Origin of the sequence: Erwinia persicina (assembly GCF_019844095.1) — a bacterium.
GTDB lineage: Bacteria > Pseudomonadota > Gammaproteobacteria > Enterobacterales > Enterobacteriaceae > Erwinia > Erwinia persicina.
The window spans coordinates 3098846-3115575 of the sequence record NZ_CP082141.1 but is presented as its reverse complement, the minus strand read 5'-3'; the positions used below and the strand labels follow the sequence as shown (position 1 = coordinate 3115575).

Annotated in this window: 9 protein-coding genes and 2 pseudogenes; 4 read left to right on the top strand and 7 right to left on the bottom strand. The window is 55.2% G+C overall.

Translation table 11 applies throughout. The features are described from left to right. Positions 1–27: 27 nt before the first annotated feature. Positions 28–2304 carry an ATP-dependent Clp protease ATP-binding subunit ClpA gene (clpA, locus tag K6L24_RS14245; protein WP_062746752.1) on the top strand — a complete coding sequence of 759 codons (2277 nt, stop codon included), beginning with the start codon at positions 28–30 and terminating at the stop codon, positions 2302–2304. Positions 2305–2368: 64 nt separating this feature from the next. Here clpA and K6L24_RS14240 read toward each other — a convergent pair whose 3' ends face one another. The 7 genes from K6L24_RS14240 to trxB form a co-directional block, all read right to left on the bottom strand. Continuing rightward, complete coding sequence (locus K6L24_RS14240; RefSeq protein WP_222681587.1) at positions 2369–3196, bottom strand: alpha/beta hydrolase; 828 nt, start codon at positions 3194–3196, stop codon at positions 2369–2371. Between the two features lie 7 nt (positions 3197–3203). Next, a complete protein-coding gene (locus tag K6L24_RS14235) occupies positions 3204–5930 on the bottom strand; it encodes an autotransporter family protein (protein ID WP_222681586.1) in 2727 nt (908 codons plus the stop codon). A gap of 201 nt (positions 5931–6131) precedes the next feature. Next, the gene (infA, locus tag K6L24_RS14230) at positions 6132–6350 is read right to left on the bottom strand and encodes a translation initiation factor IF-1 (protein ID WP_002211347.1); all 219 of its coding nucleotides are present in this window, start codon (positions 6348–6350) and stop codon (positions 6132–6134) included. A 359-nt stretch (positions 6351–6709) separates the two neighbouring features. Next, positions 6710–7402 (bottom strand): leucyl/phenylalanyl-tRNA--protein transferase, encoded by a 693-nt coding sequence (aat, locus tag K6L24_RS14225; RefSeq protein WP_062743887.1) that lies wholly within the window; start codon positions 7400–7402, stop codon positions 6710–6712. Positions 7403–7433: 31 nt separating this feature from the next. Then, positions 7434–9167, bottom strand: coding sequence for a heme ABC transporter ATP-binding protein/permease CydC (gene cydC, locus K6L24_RS14220; protein ID WP_137268912.1), 1734 nt, complete (start codon positions 9165–9167; stop codon positions 7434–7436). Continuing rightward, positions 9164–10933 carry a heme ABC transporter permease/ATP-binding protein CydD gene (gene cydD, locus K6L24_RS14215; RefSeq protein ID WP_137268911.1) on the bottom strand — a complete coding sequence of 590 codons (1770 nt, stop codon included), beginning with the start codon at positions 10931–10933 and terminating at the stop codon, positions 9164–9166. The genes cydC and cydD overlap by 4 nt, the downstream gene beginning before the upstream one ends. A 147-nt stretch (positions 10934–11080) precedes the next feature. Next, positions 11081–12046 carry a thioredoxin-disulfide reductase gene (gene trxB / locus K6L24_RS14210; protein ID WP_062743884.1) on the bottom strand — a complete coding sequence of 322 codons (966 nt, stop codon included), beginning with the start codon at positions 12044–12046 and terminating at the stop codon, positions 11081–11083. 527 nt (positions 12047–12573) lie between these two features. Between trxB and lrp the strand changes: the two genes are divergently transcribed. From lrp to K6L24_RS14200, 3 genes and pseudogenes are all read left to right on the top strand, one after another. Next, positions 12574–13068 carry a leucine-responsive transcriptional regulator Lrp gene (gene lrp, locus K6L24_RS14205; RefSeq protein ID WP_006118610.1) on the top strand — a complete coding sequence of 165 codons (495 nt, stop codon included), beginning with the start codon at positions 12574–12576 and terminating at the stop codon, positions 13066–13068. Positions 13069–13298: 230 nt separating this feature from the next. Continuing rightward, positions 13299–13700 (top strand): annotated as a pseudogene (locus K6L24_RS22480) (DNA translocase FtsK 4TM domain-containing protein); the annotation flags it as partial. A 630-nt stretch (positions 13701–14330) separates the two neighbouring features. Then, positions 14331–16571, top strand: a pseudogene (locus tag K6L24_RS14200) (DNA translocase FtsK); the annotation flags it as partial. Positions 16572–16730: the final 159 nt, after the last annotated feature.

Genomic DNA, 16730 nt, shown 5'->3' with positions numbered 1-16730 from the left:
TAAGGCGATCTAATGGGGGAGGTGCCTATGCTCAATCAAGAACTGGAACTCAGTTTAAATATGGCTTTCGCCAGAGCGCGCGAGCACCGACATGAGTTTATGACCGTCGAGCATTTGTTACTGGCTTTACTCAGTAACCCGTCGGCCAGAGAGGCACTGGAAGCCTGTACGGTGGATATCGTGGCCTTACGCCAGGAACTCGAAGCCTTCATTGAACAAACCACTCCGGTCTTACCGGTGAGTGAAGAGGAGCGCGACACACAGCCGACGCTCAGTTTCCAGCGCGTACTGCAGCGTGCTGTCTTCCACGTGCAATCATCCGGCCGCAGCGAAGTGGCGGGGGCAAATGTACTGGTCGCCATCTTTAGCGAACAGGAGTCGCAGGCGGCTTATCTGCTGCGTAAACATGAAGTCAGCCGTCTTGATGTGGTGAACTATATCTCTCATGGCACGCGCAAAGATGAACCGGGTCCGGCATCGGGTGCGGAAAATCCGGTCAATGAAGAGCAGGCAGGCGGGGAGGATCGTATGGAAAACTTCACCACCAACCTTAACCAGCTTGCCCGCGTAGGCGGTATCGATCCGCTGATCGGCCGTGATAAAGAGCTGGAACGTGCTGTTCAGGTGCTGTGCCGCCGTCGCAAAAATAACCCGCTGTTGGTGGGGGAGTCAGGTGTTGGTAAAACGGCGATTGCGGAAGGCCTTGCCTGGCGTATCGTGCAGGGTGATGTCCCGGAAGTGATGAAGGACTGCACCATCTACTCGCTGGATATCGGTTCACTGCTGGCTGGCACCAAATACCGCGGCGATTTTGAAAAACGCTTCAAAGCCCTGCTGAAACAGCTTGAGCAGGACACCAGCAGCATTCTGTTTATCGATGAGATCCATACCATTATCGGTGCAGGTGCGGCATCGGGTGGCCAGGTGGATGCCGCGAATCTGATCAAACCACTGCTGTCGGGTGGCAAGATCCGGGTGATGGGATCAACCACTTACCAGGAATTCAGTAATATTTTCGAAAAAGACCGTGCGCTGGCGCGTCGCTTCCAGAAAATTGATATTACCGAACCTACCGTAGAGGAAACGGTTCAGATCATTAACGGCCTGAAACCGAAGTACGAAGCGCATCACGACGTCCGTTACACCGCGAAAGCGGTACGCGCAGCGGTGGAACTGGCGGTGAAATACATCAACGATCGTCATCTTCCTGACAAGGCTATTGACGTGATAGACGAAGCCGGTGCCCGTTCACGACTGATGCCGGTCAGCAAGCGCAAGAAAACCGTTAACGTTTCCGACATTGAATCGGTGGTGGCTCGTATTGCGCGGATCCCTGAGAAGAGCGTGTCGGCTTCTGACCGTGACTCTCTGAAAACGCTGGGCGATCGTCTGAAAATGCTGGTCTTCGGGCAGGACAATGCCATTGAGGTGTTGACTGAAGCCATTAAAATGAGCCGTGCAGGCCTGGGGCAGGATCGCAAACCGGTCGGTTCCTTCCTGTTTGCTGGCCCGACTGGCGTGGGTAAAACCGAGGTCACCGTTCAACTGGCTAAAGCACTGGGCATCGAGCTGCTACGTTTTGATATGTCTGAGTACATGGAACGTCATACGGTCAGCCGCCTGATCGGTGCGCCTCCGGGTTACGTGGGCTTTGACCAGGGTGGGCTGTTAACCGATGCGGTGATTAAACATCCCCATGCGGTCGTGCTGCTGGATGAAATCGAAAAAGCACATCCGGATGTCTTCAATCTGCTGTTGCAGGTCATGGATAACGGTATGCTGACCGACAATAACGGCCGTAAAGCGGATTTCCGTAATGTGGTGGTCGTGATGACCACTAACGCCGGGGTACGGGAAACGGAGCGTAAATCTATCGGCCTGATCCAGCAGGACAACAGTACGGATGCCATGGAGGAGATCAAAAAGATCTTTACGCCAGAATTCCGTAACCGTCTGGATAACATTATCTGGTTCAAACATCTGGATCAGGTGGTTATCCACCAGGTGGTCGACAAGTTTATCGTCGAACTCCAGGCACAGCTGGATGCAAAAGGTGTCTCGCTGGAAGTCAGTGATGAAGCCCGGGACTGGCTGGCAGAAAAAGGGTACGACAAGGCAATGGGCGCACGCCCGATGGCCCGTACCGTGCAGGAGAGCCTGAAAAAACCGCTGGCTAATGAACTGCTGTTTGGTTCACTGGTTGACGGGGGGTCAGTGTCGGTAGCGCTGGATAAAGACAAAAACCAGCTCACTTACCACTTCCTGAGTGCTGAAAAGCGCAAAGCAGAAGGCACAGTGCACTAATACTAATCTGCCCGCCCTGCGTTAATAAAAAAGCCTGATGGTTAGTCATCAGGTTTTTTTTTATCTATTCGCAGCCTGGCGGCTGCATTAACAGTGTGGCCCAGAGTCTGTCCCAGTCCCCTCCGTGGGCCATGCCCGGCACGCTGATCCCCTTTACACAGGTCGAGTGGCTGGCACTGACGTAGCCCTCAGTCACGCTTTGTGGGATAACCCGATCATCTTTGCCTGAGTAATGGATCTGCGGCAGGGTAGCCAGCCTGGTGGCAACGGCTCTGGCATTCAGCGACAGCGGCATCGGACTGACATGATGAAGCCGGTTAACTTCATCCATATCCAGATTGCCTGCCACGGTGCGCAACGACAGTACGTCACTCCGCCGCGCAGCCACCAGCGCTGCGATGCCCCCCCCGCCGGAATATCCCACTAAAACCAGCGACTGTCCGGGGGCCGAGCGCAGTATCTGGCTGATGGCGTTGTTTATTGTATCGATCACCACTGGAGCAAAACGGCGGTCAGTCCACCAGCTTTGATTACAGGCAGGGTTACGGGTCATGGGGATATACTGGCAGGGGCGTGCCAGGTAGGCTACGTTTGCCGCGTTATCCACAGCGGCCAGCTTGAGTGCAACCGGGTTCAGCGGGGTAGGGTCGCGCGAGGGCTGGCCGGGCGTCACCCAGGCAAATCCATCCCCTTCAATATACAGATGAACCGGCTGGTGGGGATCGCTAATCCGCCCCCACCAGCGCAGGACAAAAGGCGCAGCGTGGATCTCACCCGGCTGCAAACCCGCCTGATGCGCGATGGCATCGGCGGTCGCTAACCTGTTCTGTGAAGTACAGCCGGCAAGAAGCAGGCTGCAACACACCGATGCCAGACGTAACGTAAGTTTCATCGGCTAATCAGAACAGTTTACGAAGTTGCAGGCTGACGGTCTGACCCTGGAAGTGCGGGGCGGTCTGCAAATCATAACGGGCTTCCAGCGTCAGATCATCGTCATGGGCCAGTGCGACGCCCACGCTGGTTTCCGCGCTGTCGGCCGCCGGGCTGGCACCCTGTGAGGTAAAGCGGGTTTCACCCAAACTGTCTGCACTGAAGCCTGATGTCGTGGTCATGCGGCTACGATCGTATTGATGAGTCCACATCAACTGAACAAACGGTGAAAGATCGCCTGCAGCCGTTGACCAGTTGTGTGACAGCTTCGCCCCCAGGCTACTCTCAACTGACTGACTGTGTGCACTCTCAACCGTCAGGGCACTGCCGCTGCCACTATTTTCCTGGTAGCTATCCTGATGCAGATAGCTGTAACTCAGGCTGGCCAGCGGGGTTAAGGTCGTGTTTGCGCTCAGCAGGAAGGGATAACCAGCTTCACTCTTCACGGCGATCTGTTGCCCGTGGAAGTGTCCACTGGCACTGTCGTTAAAGCCGCTAAAGTCGACGGCGCGCTGGCTGTCATAGGTCTGACGTGTCAGGCTGGTACTGAGGTTAACAAACCATGGGTCACCGCTATAGGTGGCGTAAAGAATCCCGCCCCACGCGTCCACATCGCTGTGACTTCCCTTCAGGTTGTCCGCACCTTTGACCGAGGTACGACTGTAACTCAGGGCTGCACCGGCGCGCCAGCTATCCAGCAACTGACGATCTGTGCCCAGCACCAGGCCGGCATAGTGTGCACGATAGCCACTGACGTCATCGACCATTCCCTGTCGCGCGCTACCGTAGAAAGGTTTACCCCATACCGCCCACTCCAGACTGTCATCTCCCGTGGCAATCCCGCGTGCACTGGCCCCCGGATTGATACGCAGTCCATCGAGATGCGTGCCCACCACGCCCAGCGCATCCATTGAGGCGGCCGAGGTGGCCGCTGACGCCATGCTGTTCTGAGCAGGGGACAGCTGTTCACCGACCCGGTTGGCCTCGGCCTGAGTCGTAATGGTTTTTGAGGCGTTGAACAGGTCAAGCAGACCGGCAGAGAAGCCGCTATAACCTGAAAGGCCATTGATTGACGAAATCGCGTTACCCGTGGTCGGCAGCGGCTGGGCTGCAACAGGATCAGCTGGTGTCACGGGCGGTGTGACCGGAGGTGTTACGGGCGGAGTGACCGGAGGCGCCACGGGCGGAGTGACCGGAGGCGTCACGGGCGGAGTGACCGGAGGCGTCACAGGCGGTGTGACCGGAGGCGTCACGGGCGGTGTGACCGGAGGCGTCACGGGCGGTGTGACCGGAGGCGTCACGGGCGGTGTGACCGGAGGCGTTACAGGCGGAGTGACCGGAGGCGTCACAGGCGGAGTGACCGGAGGCGTCACGGGCGGTGTGACCGGAGGCGTCACGGGCGGTGTGACGGGTGGCGCAGCCGCATCATCAAGATAGAGCGCCAGATCGTTGCCGTTACCGTTGTCGATCACTCTGGCAGAAACCTTACCGTTAAAGTTTTCCGCAAGATAAGTCAGGCTGTTTTCGTTATACGTTGCAGTGCCCGCACTGATCACCAGATAGCGCTGGCCACTGGCAAATCCATAGCTGCTGCCCGTGTTGCTTAAACGCACTGTCGACCCGGCATCAATCAGCGCATTGCCGCTAACGCTCAGACGGCCGTATTGGGTATCAAGCTGGGTGCCCGTCGTCGCGGTAGCATCCGTTACGCCGATATTAAGGATCGCCTTTTCGGTCTGATGGTAGTTACCATTAATGGTCAGGGGTTGAGTAATTAATACATCGGCATTATTGCTCAGTGTATGGTTGCCCCCCAATTCGACGTTGTCATTCAGGTGCAGCATCCCCTGCTGTAAACGCACGTCGGCAGCATTACTCAGGATGGTACCTACAGGGGAAGCAAACGGTGAGCCAAATGACATCCCCATCAAATTTTGGCTACCGGTCAGGATACCCCGCTGGAAGCTGCCACCCGAAATCGACAGGACATTAATCGTGTTATTCCTGATATTACCCGCAATCGTCCCACTGTTAATAATGCTGCCAATGATGCGATTGTTGATAATGGCATCAGTGGCCTTGTTCATAAAGCCGTTATTTGTGGTGGTAATAGTACCCGCATTGTTCAGCTCTGTGATGAGACCGCTGTTCAAAATGCCAGCACGGCTGCCTGAAATATAACCTCTTTCATCATTGATCAACTTACCGAGGGTGCCGGCATTGCTGATACCCGACAGCGTCTGCGACATCATGGGGTCATTACTGAAGCCAGTCGAGATAACGCCACTATTGAGCAGGGTACCTATAGTGGCCCCGTTTCTGTTGATAATGGCGCTTTTTCCCACTCCCGCGTTGCCACTCTCTCCCATCCTGATGGTGCCAGAATTGCGCAGAGTATCGATCGTCGACTGGTTGTTCAGTGCATAGGAATCTTGCGAGACGATCGTACCCATGTTATCGACCAGCAGGGTATTCTGCGTGTTAGTCACTGCATCCGAGGCGGTATAAATGCTGCCATCATTATTGATGAACAACGTCTCGGTGGTAATGTTTAAGGGGATATTGCTGGCATAAGTGGCATCAATTGTTTGAGACATTTGTTGCGGTGTTGCATTTGCCAGAGAGAGAAAACCTTGAGCAGCAGCCAGCGCGATAACCAGCGGCTTTAACGGGAAAGAGTACAACGCTTTGTTCATTGATTTGCCACCATCAGAGTGAGTCAGACTGATTTAATCGGTCTTTTTTTAGGATTAATCTGATTTATCGGCAGGCGGTAAGGGCACTTTAGGGGGGAAAAAAAAATATGCTGTGCATAAAAAAACCGGACTGAGTAAGTCCGGTTTGGATTATCGGTGCTGCGGGCGTGAAGGACGCGGCAGCACTGCAGAATGCGTTACTTAGCGACTACGGAAGACAATGCGGCCTTTGCTCAGGTCGTACGGGGTCAGCTCTACAGTGACTTTGTCGCCCGTCAGGATGCGGATATAGTTTTTACGCATTTTACCGGAGATATGAGCGGTAACCACGTGACCGTTTTCCAATTCAACGCGGAACATGGTGTTAGGTAACGTATCAAGTACGGTACCCTGCATTTCAATATTGTCTTCTTTGGCCATCGAATCCTCTAGGTGGACTACCTTAGTTTTGAACCGGCAAGATAATGCCGAATTTCACGTATTAAGTAAAGAATTGCGGATGAATTCATCCACATCAATCCCTCTCACGCGCACCTTGCGCAGACGGATTACGAATAAATCTGGAGTCAAAGACGTCAGCGTGGGGGAACAGCGGGCTAAGAATCTGTTTAAATATGCTTTTTTCGCACGATTGAAACAGTTCTGAAAAGGTGCGTTGAGATTCCCAGCCTGGTATTCCGCATCACCATCTTGTACCGGTGAAAGGCGGACGACATACCAAACGCGCATATTATATCACTGTTCTCGCAGTGTTGCGTGGAAAACATCGAAGGAATCCATTAAAAAAGCCGGCGCGGCAGCCAGCAATCTGCCGAAAGTGGCAGGTGCGCCAGTGAGTCGACAGCGTGCAGATAGTCCGCCCGGGGGATCTCCTCTGCTCCCAGGGAAAGCGTATGCGGATTAAGAACCTGACAGTCAATCAACCGCCCACCCCGCTGCCGGAAGTAGTCGCTGAAGACCAGCAGTGCGGTTTTTGACGCATTTTCACTGCGGCTGAACATCGATTCACCGCAAAAAATTTGCCCCAGAGCAAGCCCGTACATCCCTCCCACCAGCGCTCCCTCACGCCATACTTCAACTGACTGAGCGTGGCCCAGTTCATGCAGTTTTTGCCAGGCACGTTTCACTTCATGAGTAATCCATGTGCCTTCCTCACGATCGCAGGCACAACCTTCGATCACCTGCTGAAATCCCTGGTTAAGGGTGACCTGGTAGGGTGATTTTTGATGGAAGCGTTTCATACTGCGGCTAAGATGGAAACGTTCCGGCAGCAGTACGGCTCGGGGATCGGGTGACCACCAGAGGATCGGATCACCGGGGGAGAACCAGGGGAAAATACCGCGATGATAGGCATTTAGCAGGCGCTGCGGGCTGAGATCTCCCCCCATGGCCAGCAGGCCGTTAGGTTCCCGCAGCGCCATTTCTGGCGGCGGGAAATTCAGCGATTCACGGGAAAGTTGGATCAGGCGCATAGGGTGTTCTCAGCAGAACGAGAGCTAATCACTATAGCGCAAAGCGCTGCAGAAATGTCCAGTAGCGCCCCTGTTTTGAGACTAATTCCTGATGATTTCCCTGTTCAATGATTTGTCCGCTGTCCATAACACAAATACGGTCAAAGTGTGCCAGCCCGCGCAGTCTGTGGGTCACCATAATCAGCGTTTTTCCCCGGGCAACATCCCGCAGCAGGGCCAGAATCTGCTGCTCGGTTTCTGCATCCAGACCTTCCGTCGGCTCATCCAGCAGCATCAAATCTCCGCCATGCAGCAATGCACGGGCCAGCCCCAGCCGACGTAGTTCACCGCCGGAAAGCTGTCGGCCGCCTTCGCCGAGCCAGGCATTGAGGCCCTGATCGTTATCCAGCAGTTTTTCCAGACCCACCTGCAGCAACGCGTTACACAGTGTCTCATCGCTGCTGCCGGGTGCTGCAAGGATCAGGTTGTCCCGCAGGCTGGCGCTGAACAGATGGACACGCTGAGTGACCACGCTGGTGCGGGCGCGCAGATCGGCTTCACGCCAGTCAGCCAGCGGCTGGTCATTAAGCAAAATGGCCCCCTGCTGCGGGTCCCAGGCTCGGGTGAGCAGCTGCAACAACGTTGACTTACCACAACCAGTGCGGCCGAGCAGGGCGATGTGTTCGCCAGCGCGAATATCCAGTGTCAGTCCCTGGATAGCAAACGCACCTTCACCATCGTAACGGAAGCTGACCTCCTTCAGGCTTAGCGCGGCACCGGCACGCGATGGCATCTCGCCGTGACGGGAGAAGGTGACGGCGGGACGTTGTTCGATAATTTGTGAAACGCGCTGTGCTGACGCAATCACATGACCCAGATGCTGGAAGGCGGTGCCGACCGGCCCCAGCGCCTCAAAGGCCGCAAGTGCACAGAATACGAACAGCGCAATATACGCCCCGGGATACGGGTCGCCGCCAATACCGGAGGCGCTTAACCACAGCAACAGCGTTACGGCAATCCCTCCCATCAGCATGACCAGCCCCTGAGAAAGACCGGTCAGGCTGGCCTGACGCTGCTGCGCGGCCAGCCATGCCTGTTCAGTTTTGTCCATCGCACTGCGGAACGTATGCGCGGCACCGTACAGGCTTAACTCTGCCTGGCCCTGTAACCAGCGGGTCAGGCCACTACGGTATTCCCCGCGCAGTCGGGTTAAATCAGCCCCTACCGGCAGCCCGGCACGGTAAAACACCGGTGGGATCACGATAAGCGTCAGCAGCATCAGTGCGCCAAGCGTCAGCGCCAGTCCGCCGTCCAGCCAGCTCAGGCCAGTGGTTACCACCACGATCACCGCCAGCGCGCCAGCCAGCGGTGAAATCACCCGCAAATAGAGGTGATCCAGCGTATCGACATCGGCTACCAGACGGTTGAGCAACTCTCCTTCGCGAAAGCGCGCAATGCCGGCTGGAGAGAGGGGCAGGAGTTTACTGAAGGTAAAGACACGCAAATGCTGAAGCACGCGGAAGGTGGTGTCATGGCTGACCAGTCGCTCTAAATAGCGTGCTACCGTGCGGCTGATAGCCGCGCCGCGCACGCCTGCGGCAGGGAGCATGTAATTGAAACTGTAGATGCCCGCCACGCCGGCAAGGGAGGTGGCGGCAAGGAACCAGCCGGAGAGCGTCAGCAGGCCGATGCTGGCCAGCAGTGTGAGCACGGCCAGCACGATACCGGCCAGCAGCCGGATAATATGGCGGCGGTAAAGTTTCAAAAACGGCAGCAGGGTTTTCATTCGAGCGATCCTCCGCGCTGGGCCATCAGATCGGCAAAGGGGCCCGGCTGATTAGCCAGGATCTCGTGACTTCCGGTCTGTACAATTTCACCGTCTCGCATCAGCCAGATTTCATCCCACTGATCCAGACGGTCTAACTGGTGGGTAATCAGCAGCGTGCTCTGGCTGTGCGAGGCCTGAAGCAGCGCGTGATTCACATGCTGTTCACTTTGCGCATCGAGGCTGGCATCCGGTTCATCGAGCAGCAGCAACTGGCAGGGTTTCATCAGGGCGCGTGCCACGGCCACACGCTGCGCCTGACCGACAGAAAGACGTGCGGATCGGTCGCCGGTTTCATGATCCAGGCCTGCGGGCAGGCCGGGCAGGAATTCACTGACCCCGGCCAGGGTAAGTACCTCTTGCAGACGGGCATCATCGCGGTTGCCACTCAGCAGAATATTTTGCCGCAAGGTGTTGGCTGGAAGGTGGGGGTTTTGCCCGACCCAGGCAAGCTGTTGCTGCCAGTGCGGCAGATCAATATCACGCAGCTCAACCTCATTCACTCGCAGGGAGCCACGATAGGGCAGGTAACCCAGTAAGACATTCATCAGCGAGGTTTTACCTGCCCCGCTTTGCCCAACCAGCGCAACACGTTGTCCTGGACGCAGTGTGAAATTCAGCGGCCCCGCCAGTGGGGTACCGTCGGCAGTGATAATCACCAAATCCTGTGCGACCAGATGGAAGCCGCGACTCAGGTCTGGGCTTAGTGTCCCTCGTGCTACAGAGGCCGCTTCGCTCTCCTCAAGGAACGTTTGCAAAGCGTCTGCGGCACCAATGGCCTGGGCTTTGGCATGATAGTAAGTCCCGAGGTCGCGCAGCGGCTGATAGAATTCAGGGGCAAGGATGAGCACCAGGAAGCCGGCAAATAGCGTGACCGGACCGCTGTAATGGCCAAAGTCAAAGACACCGAGGTAAGAGAAACCAAAGTAGACCGCGATCAGAGCAATAGAGATCGAGGCGAAGAATTCCAGCACGGCGGAGGAGAGAAACGCCATGCGCAGCACTTCCATCGTACGCTGACGAAACTGGTCGGAGGCTTCTGCAATGGTTTCTGTTTCAGCATGAGCACGGTGGAACAGACGCAATGTCTCCAGCCCGCGCAGACGGTCAAGAAACTGGCCACTGAGACGTGCCAGCGCCTGGAAGTTACGGCGGTTTGCATCCGCTGCCCCCATACCAACCATCGCCATAAACAGGGGAATAAGAGGCGCGGTAGCCAGCAGGATCAGCGAGGCTGCCCAGTTAACCGGGAACAGCAGAATCAGTACCAGCAGCGGGATCACTCCGGCCAGCATCATCTGTGGCAGGTAGCGGGCGTAGTAATCCTGCATCTCTTCAATCTGCTCCAGCAGCAGCGTGGCCCAGCTTCCTGCAGGTTTACCCTGAATCCATGCCGGCCCCAGATCAGATAAGCGATCCAGTACCTGGCTCCGTAGGGTCTGGCGAATCGCCTGACCCGTTTTAAAACCCACTTTTTCGCGTAACCATGCCAGCAGGGCACGGCCGGCAAAACAGGCCAGCAACAGGGCGAAAGAGGTCAGCAGCGTTTCCCGGGGTTGATGCTCCACCAGTAATGCCTGCAGCAGCGAGGCAAGAAACCAGGCCTGGGCCAGGATGAGCAGGGCGCTTAATGTACCCAGCATGAAGGAGAGGCGCAGCCAGCGATGGCCATGCACACTCTGACTTTTCAGCCAGCGGGTGAGATGTTGTTGTCGTGTTTTATTCATCTGTTGCCGTATTGCCCTGACGTAAACAGTAGTGAGGCAAAGCCCTCGGGAAGATAGGTGTTAAGCGTGGCAATGGTACAATGAGAAGGGTAAAAAGGCGACAATTGCTCGTCGCCTGAGGCAAGATTAGTTCAGAATTTTAACAACTTACTGATTATTTTTAACTAAACCATCCAAATAACGTTCAGCGTCCAACGCGGCCATACAGCCCGTACCCGCAGAGGTAATCGCCTGGCGGTAAATGTGATCCATAACGTCACCGGCGGCGAACACGCCAGGGATGCTGGTCTGCGTCGCGTTGCCCTGTATGCCGGACTGGACTTTGATGTAACCATTTTCCAGCGCCAGTTGACCGTTAAAGATAGCGGTATTAGGACTGTGGCCAATGGCGACAAACAGACCCGCCACTTCCAGTGTTTTGCTCGTATCGTCTTTTGTTGAGCGTAAACGCAGTGAACTGACGCCCATTTGATCGCCCAACACTTCATCCAGCGTATGGTCAGTATGCAGAACAATATTACCGTTTCTGACTTTTTCGTTCAGGCGGTCAATGAGGATTTTTTCCGCACGGAAGCTGTCACGGCGGTGAATAAGATGGACTTCAGCGGCGATATTTGCCAGATAAAGCGCTTCTTCCACCGCAGTATTACCGCCGCCAATGACCGCGACTTTCTGATTGCGATAGAAGAAACCATCACAGGTTGCGCAGGCTGACACGCCGCGACCTTTAAATGCCTCTTCAGAAGGCAGACCCAGATAGCGTGCCGATGCTCCGGTCGCAATAATCAACGCATCCGCGGTGTATTCACCTTCGTCGCCTGTCAGACGGAATGGACGATTCTGTAAATCAACGCTGTGGATGTGATCGAAGATGATCTCTGTATTGAATTTCACCGCATGTTCATGCATGCGCTCCATCAGCAGCGGCCCGGTCAGCTCATTGGCATCGCCTGGCCAGTTTTCGACGTCGGTGGTGGTGGTCAGCTGACCCCCTTTTTCCAGGCCGGTGATCAACACCGGGTTCAGGTTAGCGCGGGCTGCGTAGACGGCAGCGGTATAGCCTGCCGGGCCCGAGCCCAGAATCAGTAATTTACTGTGTTTAGCCGTACCCATGAAACCCTCATTAATTAACTGGCAAACCTATACCCGGATTGTAGGGAATTTGGCGTGGCAAAAAAAGTATTCTGCGATTTTGTTAACAATTAATGAAAAAGGTTTTTCCAATCGTCTGAAGGAGAAGAGGGGGTGGCGGGCAAAAAAAGCACATCTTGCCAGGTGTCGCCCTTGTAGGGCGTAAATTTGTCATTGAAAAACAGAGAGACAGACGCTGGTTTGGCATGTTGTACTGATTTTGTTTGTTTTGCTTTGACAATCGGCTACGCATTTGCGAAAACATTATAAGAAGCAGAGTCTATCAGGCTGCGAAAGGCAGCAGTTCATCCCGCGTTTTGCGCTTATGGCCGGATAGATTCAGCCTGTTATCTGTAATGACGCATGGTGTGGACAGACAACATGCGTCATGCAGATAGGGCGGTGTAAACTGCCACAGGCTCTATGTCTTCGCTGAGATCAACCCTGTTACATTGATGTCGTTCAGGGTATGGCAGGTAGAGGGAAGGATTTTTAGAGAGACAATAATAATGGTAGACAATAAAAAACGACCGGGTAAAGATCTCGACAGAATTGACCGTAATATCCTGAATGAACTGCAAAAGGATGGCCGTATTTCGAACGTCGAACTCTCGAAGCGCGTCGGATTATCACCGACACCGTGTCTTGAGCGTGTTCGCCGTCTGGAGCGACAGGGCTTTATTCTGGGTTACACTGCGCAGCTGAATCCTCACTACCTGGATGCATCGTTACTGGTATTCGTTGAGATTACTCTGAATCGTGGTGCGCCGGATGTGTTTGAGCAATTTAACGCCGCTGTGCAAAAACTTGAGGAAACTCAAGAGTGTCATCTTGTTTCCGGTGATTTCGACTATCTGTTGAAAACCCGCGTACCTGATATGTCCGCTTACCGTAAATTGCTGGGTGAAACCTTGCTGCGCCTGCCGGGCGTGAACGATACCCGTACCTATGTGGTTATGGAAGAAGTGAAACAAAGTAACCGGTTAGTGATTAAAACCCGGTAACACAGGACAGGTGCAAAACCTGTTGGGTTTCGGTACACTCCTGTGAATTCATACAGGTTCAGCGCCGGGGGTACCCGGCGCAATTACCTTCATAGTTTACAGGCACCTGGAGAGTACTCTTGAGCCAGGAATATACAGAAGATAAAGACGTTTCGTTACAACCGTTGAGCAGCGGGCGTCGTCTGCTTGAAGCATTACTTATTGTTGTTGCTCTTTTCGCCATTTATTTAATGGTCGCATTAGTCAGCTTCAATCCTTCCGACCCCAGTTGGTCACAAACTGCCTGGCATGAGCCCATCCACAATTTAGGGGGAGGGGTAGGGGCCTGGCTTGCTGATACGCTATTCTTCATTTTTGGCGTGATGGCTTACGCCCTTCCGCCGGTAATTTTGGGCCTGTGCTGGATCACCTTCAGCCAGCGTCACGTTCAGGATTACATTGACTATTTTGCCGTCGCACTGCGCATGATTGGTGTGCTGGCGCTGGTTGTCACCTCTTGTGGCCTGGCCGCAATCAATGCTGATGATATCTGGTATTTTGCTTCCGGCGGTGTGATCGGCAGCCTGTTAAGCAACGCCATGGCACCTTATTTTAGTGGGCCGGGTGGCACGCTGACATTGCTGTGTATCTGGGCTGCTGGCCTGACGCTTTATACGGGCTGGTCATGGCTGACGATTGCTGAAAAAATTGGTGGCGTGGTCATGGGTGTTCTCACCTTCGCCAGTAATCGTTCGCGTGCTGAGGAAGAGTGGCATGACGAGGAAGACGAGGAACAAGAACGCGATGCCCCAGTCGTCAGACGAAGTGCGACGCAGGAAACGGACGATCGCGATGATATTCTGCTGAAAAAAGCGCAGCCCCTCTATGCGGATGAGGACGATGAGCAGGACGACCCCCTGCTGGCCTCGCCTGCGGTTCGCGCCGCAGTGGCTGAACCGGCAGCAGCAGTCACCGTTACGGTGCCACCTGTTCAGGTTCAGTCTGCCCATGAAGCTGCCCCTGCCCCTGTCTCTTCAGCAGCAGAAACTCAGGCCGCTGCACCGCAGCCGTCGCTGTATCGTTTTGAAATGCCAACAGATGTTCACACCCCGGCACCTTCTGTGCCGGTCGAGGACGATGACGGCCCGAAAATGGGCAACTGGCAGGATACTTCCACGGCATCACCGTTTGATTTCTCTACGCCGCATGCGTCTCACCCTGCCAGCGTCGCTGCCGCCGCTACCGGTGCAGCCATTGGTGCCGTGGCTCAGTCTGCCACCAGCAACACGCCATTTATGCCGGGCTTTACTGCTACCAGCGGAGAGGATCTTAACCCGCAGGTTAAGCAGGGTATAGGCCCCGAACTGCCACGTCCGAATCCGGTGAAATTACCGACTCGCCGTGAGCTGGCTTCTTATGGAATTAAATTACCTTCTCAGCGTATGGCAGAGGAAAAAGCTAAAGAGCAGGAGCAGCGTCAGCCTGAAATGACCGCTTCTGACATGGCGAGCGGGCAAACAGTGACACCTGAAGAACAGGATGACGCAGAGCAGAATCAACTGCGGGAAGCCTTCCTGGCGCGCGAACAGCAGCGCTACGGTGAGGAGTTTGCTGCTGAAGACGAAGAAGCACTGCAGCAGGCTGCGCTGGCACGGCAGTTTGCTGAACAGCAGCAGCAGCGCTATACGGCTGAAGAGCCAACCAGCCGTCCAGCCTTTACTCTCGATACGGCAGGTGCTTTTGACTTCTCCCCCATGGACGACCTGGTGGATGATGGTCCGGTTGAGCCGCTGTTTACCCTGCCGCCTGCGGCTGAAGTTGAACCGGAGGTGCCTGCAACGCCTTCATGGCAGCAGCCTGCAGCCGTGCAACAACCTGCTGCCGTACAACAATCGCCACAGCCTTCAGCCCCCGCAGCGCCTGCCTGGCAGCCCGCTACGGCGCCTGCCGTACAGCCAGTGAAACCGCAGGAACCGGATATGGAAAGCCTTATCCATCCGTTCCTGATGCGCCACGAGCAGCCAACGCACAAACCGACGACGCCATTGCCCACGCTCGATCTGCTTTCATCGCCACCGGCAGAAACAGAGCCGGTTGATCAGTTTGCGCTGGAACAGACTGCCCGCCTGATTGAGGCGCGTCTTGCGGATTATCGCGTGAAAGCGGATGTCGTGGGTTACTCGCCTGGACCGGTGATCACGCGGTTCGAACTGGATCTGGCTCCGGGCGTGAAAGCAGCGCGCATTTCTAACCTCTCACGCGATCTGGCGCGTTCACTGTCTGCCGTTGCTGTGCGCGTGGTGGAAGTCATTCCGGGGCGTCCGTATGTGGGGCTGGAATTACCTAATCTGAAGCGTCAGACGGTATACCTGCGTGAAGTGCTGGATTGTCCTGCCTTCCGTGATAACCCCTCGCCGCTCTCTATTGTGCTCGGTAAAGATATTTCGGGCGATCCGGTGGTTGCCGATCTGGGCAAAATGCCTCACCTGCTGGTTGCCGGTACGACCGGTTCCGGTAAGTCGGTGGGTGTCAATGCCATGATCCTCAGCATTCTTTATAAAGCCACGCCGAAAGAAGTGCGCTTTATCATGATCGACCCGAAAATGCTTGAGCTTTCCGTCTATGAAGGCATTCCACATCTCTTGACCGATGTGGTCACCGATATGAAAGATGCAGCAAACGCCCTGCGCTGGTGCGTCGTCGAGATGGAGCGTCGGTATAAACTGATGTCTGCTCTGGGTGTACGTAATATCGCCGGTTATAACGAGAAAGTGGATATGGCTGAGGCGATGGGAAGGCCAATCCCCGATCCGTTCTGGAAGCCAACGGACAGCATGGATATGACGCCGCCGGTTCTGGAAAAAGAGCCTTACATCGTCGTGATGGTCGATGAGTTTGCCGACCTTATCATGACCGTCGGTAAAAAGGTGGAAGAGCTGATCGCGCGTCTGGCGCAGAAAGCGCGTGCGGCGGGTATCCACCTGGTGCTGGCGACACAGCGTCCATCAGTTGATGTCATCACTGGCTTGATCAAGGCCAATATTCCGACACGTATTGCTTTTACCGTCTCCAGTAAAATTGATTCACGTACTATTCTCGATCAGTCCGGTGCTGAGTCGCTGCTGGGGATGGGGGATATGCTGTATCTGGCCCCAAACTCGTCGATTCCGGTTCGTGTTCACGGTGCTTTTGTCCGTGACCAGGAAGTCCATGCCGTTGTCAAAGACTGGAAAGCCCGTGAACGTCCTCAGTATAAAGAGGGCATTCTCAGTGGCGGTGACGACGCAGAGTCGGGTTCCGGCGGCGTGGAGGGTGATGAAGAGCTTGATCAGCTTTTCGATCAGGCCGTGGAGTTTGTGGTCGATAAGCGTCGCGCCTCTATCTCAGGCGTACAGCGACAGTTCCGCATCGGTTATAACCGCGCTGCGCGCATCATTGAACAGATGGAAGCGCAGGGGATCGTCTCGTCACCGGGGCATAACGGTAACCGCGAGGTGCTGGCACCCCCACCGCATGAACGATAATCACCCTGTTTTAATGCCCCTCAACAGGCCAGGCTCTGCCTGGCCTGTTGAATTTAAGAGGGTTGCCCCCATATTTGCTTGATATGGCCGGGAGAATTCAGTTTTTTCTCCTGTCGCTGTTTTCAGCGCCGGGCTAAAGTTATTCCTGTCACGCTCAAC